Origin of the sequence: Beijerinckia sp. L45 (assembly GCF_009765775.1) — a bacterium.
Taxonomy (GTDB): Bacteria; Pseudomonadota; Alphaproteobacteria; order Rhizobiales; family Beijerinckiaceae; genus RH-AL1.
Genome location: NZ_LMUU01000151.1, coordinates 1 through 3,574, shown reverse-complemented (window position 1 = coordinate 3,574; position 3,574 = coordinate 1). Strand labels below are relative to the sequence as shown.

The following is a 3,574-nucleotide window of genomic DNA, read 5'->3' as shown; positions in this document are numbered from 1 at the left end:
CGCGATTGGGCCCGAGATCGCGGGCGGCCAGCCGCTCGGCAACGCGCAGAATTTCGCCCTGGCCCGGAAGGAAGACAAGGATGGAGCCGGTCTCGTCAGCCAAAGCCCGCAACACGGCTCGCGTGACGGCATCCTCGATGCGCTCGACGGGATCGCGGCCGAGGTACTGGGTCGTCACCGGGAAGGCGCGGCCCTGCGATTCGATCACCGGCGCGCCTTCGAGCAGCCGACTGACGCGGGCGCCATCAAGCGTCGCCGACATGACCAGCAACCGCAGGTCCGGACGCAGGGCCCGCGCGTCGAGGGCCAGCGCCAGGCCGAGATCGGCGTCGAGCGAGCGCTCGTGATATTCGTCAAAAATCACCGCCGCGACCTGCTCGAGGCCGGGGTCGTCGAGAATCATGCGGACGAAGACGCCTTCGGTGACCACCTCGATCCGCGTCGCAGCCGACACCGCGCCGTCGAAACGCACCCGCAGGCCGACGGTCGCGCCGACCGCTTCGCCGAGCGTCGACGCCATCCGTTCCGCGGCCGCCCGCGCGGCCAGGCGGCGCGGCTCGAGCACGATGATCTTTTTGCCAACCGTCCAGGCTTCGTCGCGCAGCACCAGCGGCACCCGCGTGGTCTTGCCGGCGCCCGGCGGCGCGACGACGATCGCGGCGGGCCCATCCCGCAGCGCGGTCAGCAGCGCCGGCAAGACGTCGTCGATGGGAAGCGGTTCGTCGAAGCGGCGTGTCATGCGCGAGGGATGGCGTGCCAAGTCCCCGCCGTCAAACCGCGATGCCACCGTTGACGCCATGCCCGCATCGCTCTAAAGAGCGCTCTTGGCCGGGGCTGTAGCTCAGATGGGAGAGCGCTGCAATCGCACTGCAGAGGCCAGCGGTTCGATTCCGCTCAGCTCCACCAAGCAATCGTGTACTAAAACACGCGCATAAGTCCATTTTGAAATAGCTTTAGTTGTCCGGGACTTAGCCGGCACGGCGGCAGTCTCCGATGTCGTTTTCACGGTCTCCGAGCGCCATATCGTGGCAAAAAGCCGTTTGTCTCTGTGGCCAACTTTACCGTTTCCGAATGTCGTGTCCAAACTCTGGAGCCGCCTCGTAGCGTTCCTGAGAGGTAGGTCGTCATTTCCATGCGGATGGCGCTGACGGAAGCGAAGCTGCTTGGGTCAGATTTGCCCAATACATCAGGCTAGCACGTCTCTTCGGAATGCTGGTGGCTTAACTCGATCGAACCGGTTGCGATAGACCAATTTCCTGCCACTGCTGATGCCAGAGCATCGGGGCATCGATCAGCCGGCGGCTGCTGATGCCGCGCGGAAGCGTGCCGTGGAGCGCAGCGCGAACGAGTGCGGGATCGAGAAACGCCAACGACAACATCATACGGATCATGCGTTCGCTTTTATGTTCGCGCGACGCGATGGTCTGGATGCTGATGCCGCCGAGGATCTCTTGCAGCCACATCCTTCCCAGCGCGATCGAGCGCGTCAGATTGCGCTGGTCCTCTTCACGGATTGGACGAACATAGTGTGAAGCGTTCGTGGGCATGATTATCTCACGACGGCGCTTTTGAGGGCTGACGATGTAGGGGATGTGGATGCGTCGACGATCACCTGCAGTGAGGTCGTCGCTAGCTGCATCGGTATCGATCCACGTCATCTCCAAGGATCCGCTGCGCAGCGTCACGCGCAGGCTGATCTGCTTGCAAAGATCTGCTTCGGCATTCGCCTCGATGGGTGCATCGGCGATATGCTCTTGCAAGGCGTCGCGCACCAGCGCCTCAACCTCGATCGCAGGCACCCGGGCGACCGATCCTGCCTCGGCCTTCCGGCCCTGCACAAGCGCGGTCGAGACGTAGTAGCGGTAGCGTAACCCCTTCTTCACCGCATGCGTGGGGCTCATCAGGTTGTTGCGATCGTCGAACAGGCAGCCAGTGAGAAGCGCATGCGATCGCCCCTTGCGCAGATCGCGCCGGTTCAGGTTTGCAGCAAGCTTCGCCTGCACGGCTTCGAACAGCTCTTCCGACACTATGGCGGGATGCTCTCCCTTGTAGCTCGCACCTCTGTGGTTGAGCTCGCCCAGATACATGCGGTTCTTCAGGAGATGAGACAAAGGACCGTTCGTTAGCGGCACATCTCCAACGTTCTTGCCCGATGTAAGGACACGGGCTCTCGAGCGAATGCCCCTGTCACGAAGATCGCGCTGCAGGGCCGGGATCGATGCGAGCTCGAGGTAGCGCTCGAAGATGAGGCGCGCCGTCTCGGCTTCCCGTTCGTCGACGAGCAGCTTGCGGTTCTCGACCCTGTAGCCGAGAGGGACCACCCCGCCCATCCAGATCCCCTTCTTCTTTGAGGCGGCGATCTTGTCCCGGATGCGTTCTCCTGTGACCTCCCGTTCGAACTGGGCGAAGGAGAGGAGCACGTTGAGGGTCAACCGTCCCATGCTCGTGGTCGTGTTGAAGCTTTGGGTGACGGAGACGAAGGACACGCCTTTGCTGTCGAATAGCTCGACCAGCTTAGCGAAATCCGCGAGCGAGCGCGTGAGTCGATCGACCTTGTAAACGACGATGATGTCGATACGCCGCTCCGAGACATCGGCGAGGAGCTTCTGCAGCGCTGGACGCTCCATGCTGCCGCCGGAGAAGCCACCATCGTCATAACGGTCGCGCCGTAAGCGCCATCCTTCGTGAGCCTGGCTTTTAATAAAAGCTTCCGCCGCCTCGCGCTGCGCATCGAGGGAGTTGAAGTCCTGTTCCAGGCCCTGGTCGCTAGACACCCGGGTGTAGATCGCGCAGCGGAGCGTCGAGGCCGCGCTCATGGTATGGTTCTCTGAAGAGACGCTCGACCTGTTCGCGCAGGCCCTCCCCTGCCCTCATGCCGATGAGCCATGTCAGACCGACCAGCGCTCGCCGATCTACCTTGCGGCTTGCTCCTGTCTGCCTTTGCCGATGCACGTAGACCGAAGAACCGGGGTCCGTTCCAACGTGTGCCGGTGATAGCAAAGGCAACCTGGCTTAGGCTGTCATAAGTCCTACCATCCCAAGTGACGCCCGCATCCAAGACCATGACGCGGTGCAGAACGCCGCCATGCTCACGCACCAACAGTGTACCGGGGCGGGCGATCCGAACCGGGGCGGAAGTCCCAAGCTTTTCCGGTGCACTCTGCGGCGTGTCGCCGTCTGCTCCGATCAGCATGTCTTGCGGATCGACCAAGTCCTGCGCCTCAGCTTTGACGTTCGACCCAACAGCAAGTCCGGTGAGCTCCCTCAGACTTGCCTTGTCGAGATCACCGAGGCGCTGCGCTTGCAGCTTGTAGGCGAGGATGCGCAGCATCAGCGGACGCCCAAGATCCGAAGGCACCGGTCGGCCGACGAGCGAACGCCAGCGCCTTTGCAACATTCCGGCATCGAGTAGCTGCAGCTCGGCGATGGCATCAGCCAGGATCTCCGCCTCGGAGCGACCAGCCGCTCCGAGGCTCTCGCCGGTTGTTGCCCGTCCGAGCTTTGGCTTCACGGCACTAGAGCGGTTTCCACGACGGTTGAATCGTGAGGAGCAGGATTCCCTTTTCTCTTGTGT

Annotated in this window: 3 protein-coding genes and 1 tRNA gene; 1 reads left to right on the top strand and 3 read right to left on the bottom strand. The window is 62.7% G+C overall.

What is annotated here, in order from left to right; translation table 11 throughout:
- On the bottom strand, window positions 1-739 hold a 739-nt coding region (locus tag GSQ79_RS16135), incomplete at its 3' end, for a DEAD/DEAH box helicase (protein ID WP_158809713.1).
- Window positions 740-830: 91 nt separating this feature from the next.
- Here GSQ79_RS16135 and GSQ79_RS16130 point away from each other — a divergent pair.
- Window positions 831-906 (top strand) — tRNA-Ala (locus GSQ79_RS16130).
- A gap of 314 nt (window positions 907-1,220) precedes the next feature.
- Here GSQ79_RS16130 and GSQ79_RS16125 read toward each other — a convergent pair.
- Both GSQ79_RS16125 and GSQ79_RS16120 read right to left on the bottom strand, forming a co-directional pair.
- The gene (locus GSQ79_RS16125) at window positions 1,221-2,816 is read right to left on the bottom strand and encodes a recombinase family protein (protein ID WP_158809711.1); all 1,596 of its coding nucleotides are present in this window, start codon (window positions 2,814-2,816) and stop codon (window positions 1,221-1,223) included.
- Window positions 2,813-3,574, bottom strand: a 762-nt coding sequence (locus tag GSQ79_RS16120) for a DUF2924 domain-containing protein (RefSeq protein WP_368669947.1), incomplete at its 5' end; no start/stop codon positions are given. The genes GSQ79_RS16125 and GSQ79_RS16120, both read right to left, overlap by 4 nt.